Annotated in this window: 15 protein-coding genes; 13 read left to right on the top strand and 2 right to left on the bottom strand. The window is 37.9% G+C overall.

Annotated features, from left to right (window positions below; all coding sequences use genetic code 11):
* Positions 1-157: 157 nt before the first annotated feature.
* From H3T55_RS07495 to H3T55_RS07475, 5 genes are all read left to right on the top strand, one after another.
* The gene (locus H3T55_RS07495; protein WP_087640063.1) at positions 158-436 is read left to right on the top strand and encodes a hypothetical protein; all 279 of its coding nucleotides are present in this window, start codon (positions 158-160) and stop codon (positions 434-436) included.
* Between the two features lie 26 nt (positions 437-462).
* A complete protein-coding gene (locus tag H3T55_RS07490; RefSeq protein ID WP_087640064.1) occupies positions 463-2,517 on the top strand; it encodes a cation:proton antiporter in 2,055 nt (684 codons plus the stop codon).
* Positions 2,518-2,586: 69 nt separating this feature from the next.
* Positions 2,587-4,473: an ABC-F family ATP-binding cassette domain-containing protein gene (locus H3T55_RS07485; RefSeq protein WP_225534149.1), complete on the top strand. Its 1,887-nt coding sequence runs from the start codon at positions 2,587-2,589 to the stop codon at positions 4,471-4,473.
* 12 nt (positions 4,474-4,485) lie between these two features.
* Positions 4,486-5,433, top strand: a complete 948-nt coding sequence (locus H3T55_RS07480) for a thymidylate synthase (RefSeq protein ID WP_225533972.1) — start codon at positions 4,486-4,488, stop codon at positions 5,431-5,433.
* A 19-nt stretch (positions 5,434-5,452) separates the two neighbouring features.
* Positions 5,453-5,962 carry a dihydrofolate reductase gene (locus H3T55_RS07475; protein ID WP_225533971.1) on the top strand — a complete coding sequence of 170 codons (510 nt, stop codon included), beginning with the start codon at positions 5,453-5,455 and terminating at the stop codon, positions 5,960-5,962.
* 43 nt (positions 5,963-6,005) lie between these two features.
* Here the strand turns inward: H3T55_RS07475 and lexA are convergent, their stop codons facing one another.
* A complete protein-coding gene (lexA, locus tag H3T55_RS07470) occupies positions 6,006-6,626 on the bottom strand; it encodes a transcriptional repressor LexA (RefSeq protein ID WP_176372773.1) in 621 nt (206 codons plus the stop codon).
* Between the two features lie 246 nt (positions 6,627-6,872).
* Between lexA and H3T55_RS07465 the strand changes: the two genes are divergently transcribed.
* The 3 genes from H3T55_RS07465 (at position 6,873) to H3T55_RS07455 (ending at position 10,468) form a co-directional block, all read left to right on the top strand.
* Complete coding sequence (locus tag H3T55_RS07465; protein WP_087640068.1) at positions 6,873-7,115, top strand: DUF896 family protein; 243 nt, start codon at positions 6,873-6,875, stop codon at positions 7,113-7,115.
* Between the two features lie 98 nt (positions 7,116-7,213).
* A complete protein-coding gene (gene tkt / locus H3T55_RS07460; RefSeq protein ID WP_225533969.1) occupies positions 7,214-9,208 on the top strand; it encodes a transketolase in 1,995 nt (664 codons plus the stop codon).
* Between the two features lie 432 nt (positions 9,209-9,640).
* Positions 9,641-10,468, top strand: coding sequence for a glucosaminidase domain-containing protein (locus H3T55_RS07455; protein WP_225533968.1), 828 nt, complete (start codon positions 9,641-9,643; stop codon positions 10,466-10,468).
* Between the two features lie 50 nt (positions 10,469-10,518).
* Here H3T55_RS07455 and H3T55_RS07450 read toward each other — a convergent pair whose 3' ends face one another.
* The gene (locus H3T55_RS07450) at positions 10,519-11,514 is read right to left on the bottom strand and encodes a 4-hydroxy-3-methylbut-2-enyl diphosphate reductase (RefSeq protein WP_225533967.1); all 996 of its coding nucleotides are present in this window, start codon (positions 11,512-11,514) and stop codon (positions 10,519-10,521) included.
* A 285-nt stretch (positions 11,515-11,799) separates the two neighbouring features.
* Here H3T55_RS07450 and cysK point away from each other — a divergent pair, with 285 nt between their 5' ends.
* From cysK to H3T55_RS07425, 5 genes are all read left to right on the top strand, one after another.
* On the top strand, positions 11,800-12,729 hold the full coding sequence (gene cysK / locus H3T55_RS07445) for a cysteine synthase A (RefSeq protein WP_225533965.1): 930 nt from the start codon (positions 11,800-11,802) through the stop codon (positions 12,727-12,729).
* 190 nt (positions 12,730-12,919) lie between these two features.
* Positions 12,920-13,357 carry a peroxide-responsive transcriptional repressor PerR gene (gene perR / locus H3T55_RS07440; protein WP_087640071.1) on the top strand — a complete coding sequence of 146 codons (438 nt, stop codon included), beginning with the start codon at positions 12,920-12,922 and terminating at the stop codon, positions 13,355-13,357.
* A gap of 8 nt (positions 13,358-13,365) precedes the next feature.
* The gene (locus tag H3T55_RS07435) at positions 13,366-13,746 is read left to right on the top strand and encodes a RidA family protein (protein ID WP_087640072.1); all 381 of its coding nucleotides are present in this window, start codon (positions 13,366-13,368) and stop codon (positions 13,744-13,746) included.
* Between the two features lie 253 nt (positions 13,747-13,999).
* Complete coding sequence (locus tag H3T55_RS07430) at positions 14,000-15,355, top strand: NADH oxidase (RefSeq protein ID WP_225533964.1); 1,356 nt, start codon at positions 14,000-14,002, stop codon at positions 15,353-15,355.
* Positions 15,356-15,499: 144 nt separating this feature from the next.
* Positions 15,500-16,129 carry a YczE/YyaS/YitT family protein gene (locus tag H3T55_RS07425; RefSeq protein WP_225533963.1) on the top strand — a complete coding sequence of 210 codons (630 nt, stop codon included), beginning with the start codon at positions 15,500-15,502 and terminating at the stop codon, positions 16,127-16,129.
* Positions 16,130-16,350 lie beyond the last annotated feature (221 nt).

Here is a 16,350-nt window from a genome sequence, read left to right as displayed (position 1 = left end):
CGCGTATGCAATAAGGTACGTTGTTTTCACTTTTATTAAATTATTAAGAGAAAAGAGTAAAAGAACTTTCCTTTTCAAAATAATGATCAATTTTGATAGGTATTTTCTCAACAGTTTGCTATAATGTGTCAGAGAAATTCTGAAAGGAAGTATCATTGTGCATAAAGAAATAGAAGAGCGGCTTGCTGAATTACGTGAAAAGTATAAAGCGTTGCCGCCAGAGAAAAAAGCAGAGCTGGAACGCCATATTAAAAAGAAAAATTTCCTGAACTATAAGAAGATTGAGCACATTAAATCTGATTTGCTTCGTTTGGAAGCTCGACGTGCACAACTGGAACTTTGTGATAGAGAAAAAGAACTAGGCTTGATTGAGAAAAAAATCAGCTGTAAAAAAGAGAAATTACTTCGTTATTTAGGAAAACAAATCGATCAATAAAACCATTAGTCAAAGGGGGATACAAGATGGAGTTTGTCTATTTAATTATTGTATTTGCTTTTGCTATTACTTTTTCTAATGTCTTTAACCGTATCTTTCCGATCATTCCGTTGCCGATCGTACAGATCATCGTGGGTGTACTGATCGGAATCACTGAGATCGGGCATGAAATCGTATTTGAACCAGAAATATTTTTAGTAATGATCATTGCACCTTTGTTATTTCGAGAAGGTGAGAGAAATGATATTTCATCCACACTGAAAAATTTTAGTGTGATCTTGTTTTTAGCATTCTTCGGTGTGCTGATCACACTGATCAGTGTTGGCTGGGCCTTACATATAATTCTCCCAGCGTTGCCGATTGCAGCGTGTTTTGCTTTGGGAGCAGCTTTAGGACCTACGGATGCCGTGGCAGTTGGTTCATTATCAGGGAAAATTCAAATCCCGGAAAAAGCGATGCACATTCTTGAAGGTGAAGGACTGATTAATGACGCGTCCGGCGTTACTGCCTTTCAATTTGCATTGGCTGCGTTGCTTACAGGCTCTTTTTCTGCAGCAGATGCAGGAATCATGTTGATTGTTTCAAGTATTGGCGGTGCTGTCGTTGGTGCAATTTTAGTGATGATCAAAAGACAAATAGTTATGATATTAGAAAAAGCATCAGCAAGAGATGTAACTGGGTATTTATTATTAGAATTATTACTGCCATTTTTAGCTTATATGGTAGCAGAATTATTCAATGTTTCAGGAATTATTGCTGCGGTAGTCGCTGGGGTCATGCAAGCTGCGACTTTCAAAAAAGTATCGTTATTTGAAGCAGAACTTTCTAGTGTGTCTGAGACTACCTGGGGCACGATCACATTTACATTGAATGCGTTAGTCTTTTTATTTCTTGGGATCGAGTTATCTCAAGTATTTTCACCGATTTGGAATAGCGAGACCTATTCAAACAGCTTTTTGATGCTGGTCATTTTACTTTTGAGTGTAACGTTATTTGTTGCGCGCTTCCTTTCGATCGTTTTGATTTATAGTGTAAAAAAAGGAATCAAAAATCTTTGGCAATCTATGAATGAAATGTTGATTTTAACGTTTGGCGGTGTAAAAGGAACGGTCAGTCTAGCCACTATTTTTATTTTACCGATCACGATCAATGGGCAAACGTTTGAAGAACGTTCCTTACTATTATTCATAACGGCCTGTGTCATTTTAGTTACACTAGTTGGGGGTATCTTAGTATTACCTTTTCTGACAGATTCAGAAGAAGTAGAGGAGATAAATCCTCAAGGAATCACCTTGTTGCAAGAAGTGATTGAAAAACTGAAAGTTATCAACAAAGAAGATCCTCACGTAGAAATGAACGTGGTCATTGAGAATTACCAAGACCGCTTAAAAGAACTGTATACCAGTCAACTGCCTTCTGATCAGAAACAAGAAGTTCAGGAACTGCGGGCCTTGATCGTTTCTATTGAGCGTGATGGTTTGGAAGAAAGTTTTCGTCAAAAAGAAATTGGCGTTGACGGCTATCGCCTTTATGCCCGTCTGATTTCTAGAATGGAACGATCCATTGCGCGACAGCTTCTTTCAATTATTGGTTTTTGGCTGTTGTTCGTCCGGCAAATCGTTGCTTTTTTCGTTCATCCAAATTTTCTTTTTGCACGTAAAAATGAAGAAGACAGACGGGAGCTGCAATCAGAAGAATTAGAAAATGTCCGACAAGTTTTCTTACAAAATACGGAAGTTATTTTAAAGAGTTTGGATAATTTAAAAGGTGTCTATGACGATGAAATCATCCGTTTCTTCATTGATAGCCGCCTACAATTAGCACAGCGTTTAGAAGATGGAACATTTATCGATTCCTTTATTGTTCATTCTCAATCAAATTATGTCAAAGAGCTATTGATTGGTTATCAAGAAGAACGAAAAGTGATCGATGAATATGAATTATGTGATAAGATATCTTCAATAGAAGCAAACGAGTTTAGAAAAAATGTTAATTTACTAGAATCGTATTCGATCAATGATGTTTCTAATACGATCCCATTTAGAAAGTTAGCGAAAAAATTAGAAAAAGAAGCTGAGTGAGAAAACAAGCTTCTTTTTTTTGTTTATTTTTGATACAATAAGCAGGATGAAAAGGGTGTGAGCAAACAGATGAAAGAATTAAAAGTGACAGAACTAACCAAAACATATGGGGAAAAAACATTATTTGATCATATATCCTTCCATATCCACGAAAAAAATCGTATTGGTTTGATTGGGACGAACGGAACTGGTAAAACTACTTTATTAAATATATTAGCTGGTAAAGATAGTGGAGATGGTGATGTTCAAGCAATCCAGCAACCAAATGATTATCAAATCGGCTATCTTTCTCAAGATCAGTTCTTTGATCCAGAATTGACAGTCGTGGATGCTATTTTCCAAGGAGAAACGCCGATTATTCAAGCGGTCAAGCGTTACGAGCTGGCACTTATTGCTTTGGCAAAAGACGGCAGTAGTGAAGCTGCTCAAAGACAATATGCTCAGGCCGAAGAATTGATGAACAAAGAAGATGCTTGGACAGCAGATACAGATGCTAAAATCATTTTACAAAAATTGGGAATCGAAACACTTCATAAAAAAATTGGAGAATTATCCGGCGGTCAAAAAAAGCGTGTTAGTTTAGCACAGGTATTGATCGAGTCACCAGACCTACTGATTTTGGATGAGCCGACCAATCACCTGGATTACGAAGCAATCAGCTGGCTTGAAAGCTTTTTGAATGGTTATCGCGGAGCCATCTTGATGGTGACACATGATCGTTATTTTCTCGATCGAGTAACCAATCGGATTTTTGAGCTGTCATTTGGACAATTATATGAATATAAAGGAAATTACGAAGCATATATTTTAGCTAAGGCTGAACGTGAGCGGATCGAGGTCGATCAAGAAGAAAAACGAAAACAACTGTATAAACAAGAGCTTGAGTGGATGCGCGCAGGAGTTCAGGCTCGTGGAACCAAACAACAAGCTAGACAAGATCGGTTTCATGATCTTAAGGAAAACTTGCATCAGGTCAATCAAAAAGGGCAATTAGAGATCGATATCGCTGGACAGCGGCTTGGGAAAAAAGTACTTGAAATAAAAGACGGAAATTATTCAATTGAACAGAAGGTTATTTTAAGGCAGTTTGACCTTCTAGTACAGGCAAAAGACCGCATTGGGATCACAGGAAAAAATGGTGCAGGAAAATCAACTTTGTTAAATATCTTAGCTGGGCGTCTACCTTTAGATAGCGGTCTCTATTCGATCGGTGAAACAGTGAGACTAGCATACTACACCCAACAAAATGAAGCCATGGACCCAAATCAGCGGATGATTGCGTATCTTCAAGAAGCTGCTGAACAGGTACAAAGAAATGACGGCAGCAGCATTGGAGTCGCTGAACTGCTTGAACAATTTCTTTTCCCGCGTTTTATGCATGGCACCATCATAGGTAAGCTCTCCGGTGGAGAAAAGAGACGTTTGTATTTATTGAAGCTACTGATAGGACAGCCAAATGTTTTGCTGCTTGATGAACCGACAAATGATTTAGATATCGACACATTGACAATTTTAGAAGATTATATTCGTACATTCAAAGGTGCAGTTATTGCCGTATCACATGACCGCTATTTTCTTGATAAAACAATGGAAAAACTACTTGTCTTTGAAGGAGAAGGGCAGATAAGTACGTATTTTGGTTCGATGAGTGATTACTTGACACAAAATAAGGAATCTGCTAAAAAAACAGTTAAATCTGAGCCGAAACAAGTTCAGGTGACCGAAAAAAAAGAAAAAGTAAAATTGACCTATATGGAACAAAAAGAATGGGCTACAATTGAAACTGAAATCAGTGAACTAGAAAATCGTTCAGCTCAACTTGGAGAAGAGATGAATCACCAAGGAGATGATTTCACAAAGCTTCAGCAATTGCAGGCAGAATTGACGTCTGTTGAACAACAATTAGAAGAAAAATTGGAACGTTGGGAATATTTGAGTGAATTTGCAGAAAATTAGGAGGCAATAACGATGGAAGAAGCATACTTAGCGCTGGGCCGTAAAATTTTAGAAGAAGGTCATGTAAAAGAAGACCGGACTGGAACTGGAACCAAAAGTATTTTTGGTCATCAAATGCGTTTTGATTTATCTCAAGGGTTTCCGTTGCTTACGACAAAACGAGTTCCTTTTGGCTTGATCAAAAGTGAGTTGTTGTGGTTTTTAAAAGGAGACACGAATATCCGCTACTTATTGGAGCATAATAATCATATTTGGGACGAATGGGCTTTTGAGCGATACATCAAGAGTGAAGACTATCAAGGGCCGGATATGACTGGTTTTGGTCGTAGAGTGTTAGTGGATGACGAATTCAAAATAAGCTATGAGGCTGAACATAAAGCGTTTTGTGAAAAGATCGTATCAGACGACGAATTTGCAGCTAAGTATGGAGAACTTGGTAATATTTATGGTGCACAGTGGCGGCATTGGGAAACAAAAGACGGTGGATTTATCGATCAATTGAAAAATGTCATTGAGATGATCAAAACAACACCGGATTCTCGTCGATTGATCGTTTCTGCTTGGAATCCAGAAGATGTACCGTCAATGGCTTTACCACCTTGTCATACCATGTTTCAATTTTATGTGAATGATGGTAAATTAAGCTGCCAATTATATCAACGTAGCGGGGATGTTTTTTTGGGAGTACCATTTAATATTGCTAGTTATGCGTTATTGACTCATTTGATTGCTCATGAAACTGGCTTAGAAGTTGGGGATTTCGTTCATACACTAGGTGATGCGCATTTGTATACAAATCATGTTGATCAAATGAAAGAGCAGCTATCGAGAGAGCTTCGTTCATTTCCTACACTTAAATTAAATCAAGAGAAAGAATCTGTTTTTGATTTTGAAATGGAAGATATCGTGATTGAAGGATACGATCCTCATCCAGCAATCAAAGCACCTATTGCCGTCTAAGATTTGAAAGGAGCACCTTATGTTAGCAGCTATCTGGGCACAAGATGAACAGGGAACGATCGGAAAGAACAATCGATTACCATGGCATCTGCCGAATGATCTAAAATTTTTTAAGCAAATGACGGAGGATAATACAATCGTCATGGGAAGAAAAACTTTTGAAGGGATGGGCGGTCGTCCGCTGCCTAATCGCCAAACAATCGTTATGACTAGGGACAAAGATTATCAGGCTTCTGGTGTTATTGTTGTTCATGATATAGACGAAGTATTGGCCTATGCCCAAGAATTTTCAGGAATTACGTTTATTGCTGGAGGTTCCGCAGTCTACAAAGAATTTTTGCCGTACTGTGACGTTTTATATCGTACAGTAATCAACCATACTTTTGATGGAGATTCAGTATTTCCAGAAGTTTCTTGGGAAGATTGGACATTGATCAATCTTAGCCCAGGTGAGCAGGATGAGCAGAATCACTATCCTTATCAATTTGAAACATATCAAAGGAAAGTCTGCCCAGAGCAGGAAAATTAGAAAAAGTTAGCAGATCTTTTTATAAGATCTGCTAACTTTTTTATTAAATATGATTGCGATATAAACCAACAACTTTACCAAGGATACTGACATTAGGCAGAATAATTGGTTCTAATGCGTCATTTTCAGGTTGTAGGCGAATATGGTCTGTTTCCTTAAAGAACCGTTTGCATGTTGCTTCATCTTCATCCGTCATCGCAATAACGATGTCCCCATTTGCTGCAGCACTTTGTTTGCGAACGATGACTTGATCGCCGTCTAGTATTCCCGCATTGATCATACTTTCTCCGCGGATTGTCAACATGAATAGGGAATTTTCTTCGGATTGTAAATCAGGAGGCAATGGGAAAAAGTCAGATGCCTCTTCAACAGCCAGAATTGGTTCACCGGCGGTAACTACTCCTAACATAGGAATGACGGATGGCTTGATGCCGATTTTTTCTAAACCTTCAGCAGTCAACTCGATTGCTCTAGGCTTTGTTGGATCTCGTTGGATCAACCCTTTTTTCTCTAAACGTGCTAAATGTCCATGAACGGTAGAGGTAGAAGAAAGATCTACTGCTTTTCCGATTTCTCGAACGGTTGGGGGATATCCTTTAAGTTCAACTTGCTCATATATATATTTTAATACTTCGACTTGTCTTGTATCTGTACGTTTCACCAAAACCCGCACCTTCTTTCAATTTATAAATTTAGTGTACCATAGATTTCTTCAGGAATCAAACAAGCGTTCGTATTTTTTGTTGAAAGTATTATTAAATGTGAAAAATGGGGCGAGAACATGGTTTTATCTAGAATATAGTTGTATTTTTATAGCACATCTTATAAGATAGACATGGAAAGTAAACTCTTATTTCTTATGTAATTACTATCTTAATTTTGATGACCTTTTATTAAAGGAGGACAATGAATGCTATCAGCAGAAAAAATGAACCGTATCAACGAGCTTGCTAAAAAAGCAAAAGAAAGCGGATTATCAGAAATTGAAAAAGAAGAACAAAATCAACTTAGACAAGAATATTTGGCTACATTCCGCAGCGGTATGCGTCATCATATCGAAGGAATGAAAGTTGTAGACCCAGAAGGAAAAGATGTGACCCCGGATAAATTAAAGAAAATCCAAAAACAAAAAGGGCTGCATAATAGAAAATAATTTCAGTTTTTTTTACTGAAAGTAATTGCTTTCATAAAAGAAATACGATAAAATGTACTTAATAAAGGTAAAAAAAACCTAAATAGGAGATGATTTTTTTGTTCGACAACACTGATCAATTAGGCGTCAATACCATTCGTACCTTAAGTATCGAAGCGATCCAAAAAGCTAATTCAGGCCATCCTGGATTACCAATGGGGGCAGCACCTATGGCCTATGCACTTTGGACAAAACATTTAAAAGTAAATCCTAAAACTTCAAGAAATTGGGCTGACAGAGACCGGTTTGTTCTTTCTGCTGGTCATGGTTCGGCGATGTTATATAGTTTGCTTCATTTAGCAGGCTATAACCTTTCTATCGATGACTTGAAAGGGTTCCGTCAATGGGAAAGCCTAACTCCTGGTCACCCTGAAGTCCATCACACAGATGGTGTTGAAGCAACGACTGGTCCATTAGGTCAAGGTATTGCGATGGCTGTAGGAATGGCAATGGCTGAAGCACATACTGCTGCAGTTTATAATCGTGACAGCTTCCCTGTGATCGATCACTACACTTATGCACTTTGCGGTGATGGTGACTTGATGGAAGGTGTTTCTCAAGAAGCAAGTTCAATGGCTGGTCATATGAAACTCGGTAAATTGATCGTGTTATATGATTCAAATGATATTTCATTAGATGGTCCAACGTCTAAAGCATTCACTGAAAATGTCGGTGCACGCTATGAAGCTTATGGCTGGCAGCATATCCTCGTAAAAGATGGAAATGACCTAGAAGCTATTTCAAAAGCAATCGAAGCAGCCAAAGCTGAGACTGACAAACCCACATTGATCGAAGTGAAAACAGTGATTGGATTTGGCTCACCTAAAGAAGGAACGTCAGCTGTTCATGGAGCACCCTTGGGAGCAGAAGGTATTACTGCAGCGAAAGCAGTGTACGGCTGGGATTATCCAGATTTTACAGTTCCAGATGAAGTTGCAGCGCGTTTCAAAGAAACGGTAGTTGATGAAGGCGAAAAAGCTGAGAACAAATGGAATGCAATGTTTGAGAACTATACAAAAGAACATCCTGATCTAGCAAAACAATTCAAACAAGCTTTTGCAGATGAACTTCCTGAAAATTGGGATAGTGAGTTGCCAAGTTATGAAGTTGGAACTAGTGCAGCAAGCCGTGTGACTAGTAAAGAAACGATTCAAGCTCTATCTAAAGCTATTCCTAGCTTCTGGGGCGGATCTGCTGATTTATCGGCTTCAAATAATACAATGGTTGCTGCTGAAAAAGATTTTGAACCTGGACAATATGAAGGCCGCAATATTTGGTTCGGTGTTCGTGAATTCGCTATGGCGGCGGCTATGAACGGTATTCAGCTACACGGAGGAAGCCGTATTTACGGAGGAACATTCTTTGTATTTACTGATTATCTCCGTCCAGCAGTTCGTTTAGCAGCTATCCAGCATACACCTGTGACGTATGTTTTGACACATGATTCAGTTGCGGTCGGAGAAGACGGCCCAACACACGAGCCTGTGGAACAATTGGCAAGTATTCGCTGCATGCCTGGTGTCCAAGTTATTCGTCCAGCAGATGGTAATGAAACAGTTGCAGCATGGAAGATCGCAATGACAACAAAAGATGCACCTACTATTTTAGTATTGAGCCGTCAAAATTTACCAGTCATTGAAGGCACTAAAGAACATGCAGGTGATCTTGTTAAAAAAGGTGCCTATGTGATATCAGCTCAAAAAGGAGCGAAACCTGAAGGTATTTTGAGTGCAACAGGTTCTGAAGTTAATTTGGCAATCGAAGCGCAAAAATTGTTGTCAGAACAAGGAAAAGATGTTTCAGTTGTTTCAATGCCAAGTTTCGACTTGTTTGAAAAACAATCAGATGAATACAAAGAATCTGTTCTCCCTAAAGAAGTAACTAAGCGAGTAGCAGTTGAAGCGGCTTCTTCATTCGGTTGGGAGCGTTATGTTGGCACTGAGGGTACAACAGTAACGATCGATCATTTCGGCGCTTCTGCACCAGGTGATCTAGTCTTAAAAGAGTTTGGTTTCACACCAGAAAATGTTGCTGCCAAATTCAACTCCTTATAATTGCTAAATAAAAAAAAGGCTGAGACAGAACGGTCAACTTCCGAGGAATAAGAAAGATTGACTTCTGATATTGCCGTTTTCAAAAGTTAAAGAGACTAAAACGCAACTCTAAGAGTTATGTTTTAGTCTCTTTTTTTGTTTGATCAAGTTTGTGTAACAAATGTAATGAAACAGCAATGAGCAGAAAGTTTTTCTACTTTATTAATATTTTTCTCAGAAAGCTATCAGTGAGCGTTTTATTCAATAATTAGTCATAAATATAAAAAACACAGTGTGAAAAATGTAAAACAAATGACAATAAAATAATAAAACAAACATTTCAACAGGATTACACTAGCTTTAAATATCTATTTTTCGAATCTAAATGATTGTTTATAAAAAAAACTCCTAGTAGAATGATTGTACGATGTTCTATTGAGGAGGAACAAATGGATGGACAAGAAAATGACAAGAAGTAGCAGGCATCAACTTAATTCGAAGCAACGTAACAGCAAAAAAGCTGCATCGGTGATTGGAACGTCATTAATATTTTTACCAATTGCTGGGAATTTACTTCCATTAGGTGCGCAAGCGACAGAGTATGAACAACAAGAAGCGGTTTCTGAACAAGCATTTATTGATTCTATTGGTTATTCAGCTGCTTCTGTAGCTAGTTCGAATGATTTATATGCATCTGTTATGATTGCCCAAGCTTTGCTGGAAAGTAGCTACGGTACATCAGGCTTAGCATCGGCGCCTAATTATAATTTATTTGGAGTGAAAGGTAGCTATGGTGGACAAACTGTCTACATGCCTACGAAAGAATATTTAAATGGAGAGTGGGTCACTCTTACCGAACCATTTAGAAGTTATCCTTCTTATGCAGATTCATTCCAGGACCATGCTAATGTTCTTATGAGCGCACACTATGCGGGTGCTTGGAGAAGCAATACGACGAGCTATATGGATGCTACAGCTGCTTTGACAGGACGTTATGCGACTGATCCCAATTACGCAGATAAATTAAATTGGTTGATTTCTACTTATGGATTAACAGCATACGATTGGGGCTCCTCTGAAACTTCGGTGACCGCAACTGATCAATCGACGATTGGCCAAAGCACTGAAACAGCAACTATTTCAGGACAATCTTACACAGTTGCTTCAGGAGATACCTTATGGGGGATTGCAGAAAACTTCGGTGTTTCTGTTGATCAACTGATGGCAATGAATGGATTATCTGCTGAGTTGATCACTGTTGGCCAAACTTTACAAGTATAGCATATAAAAAAGCAACAGCATTTCACATATTCTGTGAAGCTGTTGCTTTTTTAACGTTTTCCTGAGCGTAATTCTTCTAAACGTCGTTGTCGATTTTTGGTCAAGTCCTTGATTCTAGGCCTTGGTAATATTGCTTCAGGAACCGTTGTGGACTCCCTTTTATATGTTTGCGGATCATTTGGATCAAATTCTTTTAAATACTCGATTACTTCTCGAACGATTTGAGTTGGGGTTGAGGCCCCAGCGGTCACGGCGATCGTCTCAACATTCAAAAGCCAAGCGGGATCTATTTGAGAAACATCCGAGATACGATAAGCATTGACACCTGCTTGTTCGATCGAAACTTGAGCTAATCGATTACTATTGTTGCTTTTAGGATCTCCTACAACGATCGTCAGGTCACAACCCTTCGCTTGTTCGACAACTGCTTCTTGTCGAACTTGTGTTGCTTTACAAATATCTTTGTGAATCAACACATTGGGATATTTTTCTTTGATCAAATCCATTAAATCACTGACGTCCCATTGGCTCATTGTTGTCTGGTTCGTAACAAAAATCTTATCAGCAACTAATTCTAAATGTTTGATTTCATCGCTATTCGATACTAGATGAACATGTTCAGGAGAAACACCGAGTGCTCCTTCTGGCTCTGGGTGATTTTTTTTACCGATGTAAATAATTTCATAGCCTTCAGCGACTTTCTCAGCAATCAACTCATGAGTGATCATCACGTCAGGGCAAGTCGCATCAATAACCGTCAAGCCTTTTTCAATAGCCATTTCTTTTACTTTAGGGGATGTTCCGTGAGCAGTGAAAATAACAGTCCCTTGATCGACTTGCGCTAAGATATCTTCACGATTTTCACCTTCTAATGTATGGATACCAATACTTTCAAAGGCATCAGTGACATGCTTGTTATGAACGATCATTCCTAAAATATAGATAGGGCGAGGCAAGCTTTCATCAAGAGAAGCATTTCTGGCAATGACCATAGCATCAACAACGCCGTAACAATAGCCTCTAGGACTAATATTTACTATTTTCATAAATAAAATAACTCCTATTTTTAAGTTTTTACTATCTTTACTACTATACACTATTTTTATTAAGTTTGTCTTAAATGATAAGAAAGGGGAATGAGTGTAACTATTTAGACAGCAATTATATCATAAAAAATTGGTTGCTAAGGCTGTCCAAACGTTTTTTAATGCACAAAAACGAGAAACCCATTTATAATGCTCGTTAAATACTTGCAAAATGATAGCCATACGAAAAAATATGAGCTATTATAAAATTACCAAGTCTCATAATAGAAAATGGAGGAATAGCTAATGACTCAAATTTTTCATTCAGTTACAGAATTAATCGGAAAGACACCCATTGTCAAGTTAGGTAAAATTGTTCCTGAAGATGCCGCAGATGTATTTGTGAAACTGGAATTCTTTAATCCTGGTGGAAGTGTCAAAGATCGAGTTGCCCTTAGTATGATCGAAGCGGCTGAAAAAGATGGTCATCTAAAAAAAGGGGATACGATCGTAGAACCAACAAGCGGCAATACAGGTATCGGCTTATCGATGGTCGGTGCAGCTAAAGGGTATAAAGTGGTCATTGTCATGCCTGACACAATGAGTATTGAGCGTAGAAAGTTGATGCAGGCTTATGGTGCACAGCTATTATTGACTCCAGGATCAGAAGGGATGAAAGGCGCTATTGCTAAAGCTTCTGAGTTAGCAGAGCAAGACGGTTATTTCATGCCAATGCAATTTGAAAATCCAGCAAATGCACAAACTCATGAAAAGACAACTGGAAAGGAAATTCAGGATGCTTTTGGCCCTTCTGGTTTAGATGCTTTTGTGGCAGGCGTTGGTACTGGTGGAACGATCACTGGTGTCGGGAAAGAATTGAAACGTGTGTACCCAACGATCTCCATTATTGCAGTAGAACCTTCAGAATCTCCTGTTTTAGAAGGCGGTAGTCCATCTCCTCACAAAATTCAAGGGATCGGTGCAGGCTTTGTACCGAAAATATTAGACACAGAAATTTATGAACAAATCGCTGCTGTTCCAAGTGAAACGGCTATGGAAACAGCACGCCAGTTAGCCACTCAAGAAGGTCTATTAGTTGGGATCTCTGCTGGTGCAGCAGTTTACGCTGCGATTGAAAAAGCAAAAGAATTAGGCAAAGGGAAAAAAGTCTTGACTGTTGTTCCAGATAATGGCGAACGTTATCTATCAACAGCACTATACAATTTTCCTGAATGATTGATCATTTAAAAGAATGAACACGCAAAACGGGGTGCGTCTATATATTTTGTCAAAAAGCAAGTATTATTTCTTTTTTATGTGGAAAATTGAAATAAAAGCGAGATTTTCCCGCTTTATTGCTCAATTATTCTTGTCAAGTCAGATTAGAAATAGTATTATTTAAGAAAGAAGACTGGAGGGGAACAAAATGGACAATGTATTGGTTAAAAATGCACTTGAAGAGCTAAAAGAAGCCAATATCCGTATCACTCCTCAAAGATATGCGATTTTAGAATATCTAATTGAGAATCATAGTCATCCGACAGCTGACGAAATTTACCGTGCTTTGGAAGATCGCTTTCCGAATATGAGCGTGGCAACCGTATATAATAATTTACGATTATTCACAGATATTGGATTCGTTCAAGAGATGAACTATGGAGATGCATCCAGCCGTTTTGATTTTAGTTCAAAAAAACACTACCATGCGATTTGTCAAAACTGCGGCAAGATCGTTGACTTTCATTATCCAGGATTGGAAGATGTAGAGATGGCTGCTAGTAAACTAACGGGCTTTGAAATCAATGAACACAGATTAGAGTTATATGGTTTGTGTCCAGAATGCCAAGCCGCTGAAAAGAAATGAGTGAAAAAATGAGATCGATACATACTGAAAAAGCACCCAAAGCGATAGGTCCTTATGTTCAAGGAAATATTATCAATGGATTATTGTTTGCTTCCGGTCAGGTTCCTTTAGATCCTGAAACAGGAGAGGTCGTGGGAGCAACGATAGAAGAACAAACAAAGCAAGTATTGAAAAATATCTCAGCAATTTTAGAAGAAGCAGGTAGCGATTTTGATCATGTTGTTAAGACGACTTGCTTTTTAAAGGACATGAATGATTTTGTGCGGTTCAATGAAGTCTATGCTTCAGCATTTTCGGGAAAATTACCTGCTCGTTCTGCAGTTGAGGTAGCCCGCTTGCCAAAAGATGTTCTTGTAGAGATAGAAATTATTGCAGCTGTTAATCAATAGCATAGCGTTTTCACAAGTTGAGGAATGAAATATCCTCAACTTTTTTTGTTGTTAAATCAACGATTATGAGATCGTTTATTTAGATTATGCTGTGAAAATGATTAAATGAACAATAGTTTGTGAAAAAATATGTTTGTGATTCACAAGCAAAGAACTCGAAACTCGCTCCTTGCTTTGTTATATTTTAAGTAGACCAGTGTAGAGTACAGCTTATATTGGTGAAAAATTTAACTTGAAAGAAGGGATTTACAAAATGAAAGTCGTAGTCGTAGGATGTACGCATGCAGGAACAGCTGCAGTCAAAAGTATTTTAACAAATCACCCAAATGCGGAGGTAACCGTTTATGAACGAAATGATAATGTATCATTTTTATCATGCGGTATCGCTCTATATGTTGGCGGGGTAGTGAAGGAGGCTGATAGCTTATTTTATTCAAGTCCTGAAGAACTAGCGTCACTAGGTGCTACAGTTAAAATGGAACATGAAGTCGAAACCATCGATGTTGATCATAAAACAGTTACAGCGAAAGATTTAACAACTGGGAATGTTGAAACAGTTTCATATGATAAATTAGTAATGACCACAGGTTCTTGGCCGATCGTGCCTCCAATCAAGGGCATTGAAGCGGAAAATATTTTATTGTGTAAAAACTTTAATCAGGCGAATGTTATTATCGAACGTGCCAAAGATGCGAAAAAGGTTGTCGTAGTAGGTGGCGGTTATATCGGTATCGAATTGGTTGAAGCTTTTGTAGAGTCTGGTAAAGAAGTCACTCTAATCGATGGCTTGGATCGTATTCTAAATAAATACTTGGACAAGCCTTTCACTGATGTATTAGAAAAAGAACTTGTTGATCGTGGTGTGACTCTAGCGCTTGGAGAAAATGTTCAAGAATTTAAAGCTGATGCGTCTGGCCATGTGAATAAAGTAATTACTCCTAGTCAAGAATTTGATGCTGATATGGTAATTATGTGCGTAGGTTTCAGCCCTAATACAACGCTGTTGAAAGATAAAGTTGATATGTTGCCTAATGGAGCAATTGTTGTAGATAAGTTTATGCGCTCAAGTAATCCTGATATCCTTGCTGCAGGGGATAGTGCAGTTGTACACTATAACCCAAGCAGTTCGACAAATTACATTCCTTTAGCAACGAACGCTGTTCGCCAAGGGATGCTCGTTGGGTATAACCTAGTTGAGCAAAAATTAGCGTATCGTGGTACTCAGGGAACTTCTGGTTTATATTTATTTGGTTGGAAAATAGGTTCAACTGGGGTCACTTTAGAAAGTGCGAAAATGAACAATTTAGAAGTAGATGCAACTTTATTCGAAGATAATTATCGCCCAGAATTTATGCCAACGACTGAAAATGTTATGATGGAATTAGTCTACGAAAAAGGAACAAATCGAATTGTTGGTGGACAATTGATGTCTAAATATGATATTACACAATCTGCCAATACATTGTCATTAGCGGTTCAAAATGAAATGACTGTTGAAGATCTTGCTTTATCTGATTTCTTCTTCCAGCCGTATTTCGATCGTCCTTGGAACTATTTAAACCTATTAGCACAAGCAGCGTTAAAAGATATTGCTGAAAATCAAAAATAGTATCAAGTTTTAGAGTGCGGGGCAAAACTAAATTTTGGTTTTGCTCCGAGCTTATTTTTTTTGACTTTTTTGAGTTTGTTTTTTTGCTTTTTTTTAATTAGTTTGAGATGCTTTATCTATATAAGAATGGGGAGATCGAATAGAATGAAAAATATAAAAGAAATTAGTATACGAACTGCTTACGCTTTCTTAGGAGTAGCTATTTTGGCATTCGGTGCCGCGACCTTACGTGTTGGTAAAGTGGGATTGGATCCCTATACAGCTGCAAATATCGGGATCGGTAAGAGTTTAGGTCTTTCTTTAGGTGTTTACCAATTGATTGTGAATTGTATCATTTTAGTGATAGTATTTCTATTTGGAAGAAAATACATTGGAATCGGTACGGTTGTCAATATGGTTCTTACAGGTTTTTTTATTGATTTCTATACATGGGTTTATGAAACATTTATTCCGTTTGAGATCACACGTTTTATACAGGTGTTGTTACTATTGATCGGGGTGATAGTTTTTACTTTCGGTGCATCATTATATATGTCTGCTGAATTAGGAAATGCTCCTTATGATGCGATTGCGCCGATCATCGTAGATAGAACACATGGTTCATATAAAATCGTTCGAATTTCACAAGATGTCTTTTTTGTCTTGTTAGCCTTTATATTCAGCGGACCTGTTGGAATCGGTACAGTTATCAATGCGTTCTTGACTGGCCCACTGATCGATTTTTGGAATAAGAAAGTCAGCTTGCCACTGATCAAGAAAAGTACGAAAGTTTAATATTTATCGTTTGAAAATCAAAAAAATGAGTCATCGTAGTTGTTATTTTTACAAAAAGAAAAATGTAAGCGAATTCTTAAAAGTCCGAAAGAACCAACATATTAATTGATTAATATGTTGGTTCTTTTTTTTATTATTTTTATTAAATATAGATTAGTTTAAATATAGCCAATTAACATTGATTTAAAGGCTTTCCCAAGATTGTTACAGTCTTGTTTTCT

This window comes from Enterococcus sp. S22(2020), assembly GCF_020295385.1.
Lineage (GTDB): Bacteria > Bacillota > Bacilli > Lactobacillales > Enterococcaceae > Enterococcus_L > Enterococcus_L dunnyi.
Note: the sequence above shows the minus strand (reverse complement) of the source record. Positions and strands in the feature narration are given on the sequence as shown.

What these genes read in the sequence shown, in the direction of transcription:
- H3T55_RS07480 (WP_225533972.1), top strand. Translation starts at nt 4,486, where the DNA reads ATGGAAGAAGCATACTTAGCGCTGGGCCGTAAAATTTTAGAAGAAGGT.
- H3T55_RS07430 (WP_225533964.1), top strand. Translation starts at nt 14,000, where the DNA reads ATGAAAGTCGTAGTCGTAGGATGTACGCATGCAGGAACAGCTGCAGTC.
- H3T55_RS07455 (WP_225533968.1), top strand. Translation starts at nt 9,641, where the DNA reads ATGGACAAGAAAATGACAAGAAGTAGCAGGCATCAACTTAATTCGAAG.
- H3T55_RS07485 (WP_225534149.1), top strand. Translation starts at nt 2,587, where the DNA reads ATGAAAGAATTAAAAGTGACAGAACTAACCAAAACATATGGGGAAAAA.
- H3T55_RS07490 (WP_087640064.1), top strand. Translation starts at nt 463, where the DNA reads ATGGAGTTTGTCTATTTAATTATTGTATTTGCTTTTGCTATTACTTTT.
- H3T55_RS07425 (WP_225533963.1), top strand. Translation starts at nt 15,500, where the DNA reads ATGAAAAATATAAAAGAAATTAGTATACGAACTGCTTACGCTTTCTTA.
- H3T55_RS07450 (WP_225533967.1), bottom strand. Translation starts at nt 11,514, where the DNA reads ATGAAAATAGTAAATATTAGTCCTAGAGGCTATTGTTACGGCGTTGTT.
- H3T55_RS07435 (WP_087640072.1), top strand. Translation starts at nt 13,366, where the DNA reads ATGAGATCGATACATACTGAAAAAGCACCCAAAGCGATAGGTCCTTAT.
- H3T55_RS07465 (WP_087640068.1), top strand. Translation starts at nt 6,873, where the DNA reads ATGCTATCAGCAGAAAAAATGAACCGTATCAACGAGCTTGCTAAAAAA.
- perR (WP_087640071.1), top strand. Translation starts at nt 12,920, where the DNA reads ATGGACAATGTATTGGTTAAAAATGCACTTGAAGAGCTAAAAGAAGCC.
- cysK (WP_225533965.1), top strand. Translation starts at nt 11,800, where the DNA reads ATGACTCAAATTTTTCATTCAGTTACAGAATTAATCGGAAAGACACCC.
- H3T55_RS07475 (WP_225533971.1), top strand. Translation starts at nt 5,453, where the DNA reads ATGTTAGCAGCTATCTGGGCACAAGATGAACAGGGAACGATCGGAAAG.